This window comes from Rhodobacter sp. P2_H5 (assembly GCF_056403335.1).
The window spans coordinates 1-645 of record NZ_JBFUFS010000128.1 but is presented as its reverse complement, the minus strand read 5'-3'; the positions used below and the strand labels follow the sequence as shown (position 1 = coordinate 645).

The 645-nt window shown below is 64.0% G+C and carries 1 protein-coding gene; it reads right to left on the bottom strand.

Translation table 11 applies throughout. The features are described from left to right. Positions 1–200 precede the first annotated feature (200 nt). Positions 201–614 (bottom strand): TlpA family protein disulfide reductase, encoded by a 414-nt coding sequence (locus AC1DVR_RS23915; protein WP_478003111.1) that lies wholly within the window; start codon positions 612–614, stop codon positions 201–203. Between the last annotated feature and the right edge of the window lie 31 nt (positions 615–645).

Here is a 645-nt window from a genome sequence, read left to right as displayed (position 1 = left end):
CTTCCTCTTTAGGGGATTCCGCTTTTGGGGACTTCGGTTTCGGCTTGCGCGCCGGATCACAGTAGAAGTTCCAGCCGACCTGGATGTTGTCGGCACAGAAGCCGAAAGCATGGCCGTCTTCGGCCTTGGCCCCGGAGGAGATCGCGACGGCCCCAAGAGCCATCAGGCATATGACGGACGTGAAGGGGCGAAGGCACCGATCAGCCATGGCCTGCGCTCGCGGCAGACTGAAGCGTGGCGCGGACGGCACCGAGATATTGACCGGGGCTTTGGAACCCAGCGATCTGGCCCACGACCTTGCCCTCGGCGAGGTCGACGAACAACAGCACCGGGATCGCATGGATGGCAGCGGTGATCGGATTGCCTCGTGCGTCGACGAAGGCGGGCCAAGGCTGGATCGCCTTGCCGTCCTGGCTGGCGACCAGAATGTCGATGCCGGAGCGCTCGGCGGCCGGGGCCAGAACCGCAGCCGCCGCATGACAGACCGGGCACCAGCTGGCACCAACGAAGATCAGACCAATGCGGGGATGGCCCTCGGCTAGGGCGGACCTGGCAATCAGAAATGCCGGGATTGCGATGGAGGTCAGAAGGAGGGTTCGACGGGACAGCTGCATGGGTTTTGATCTCAAAGGCGCGTGGCGAGGA

Excerpts from the sequence above, each read along its gene's own strand:
- AC1DVR_RS23915 (WP_478003111.1), bottom strand. The coding sequence starts at position 614 with ATGCAGCTGTCCCGTCGAACCCTCCTTCTGACCTCCATCGCAATCCCG.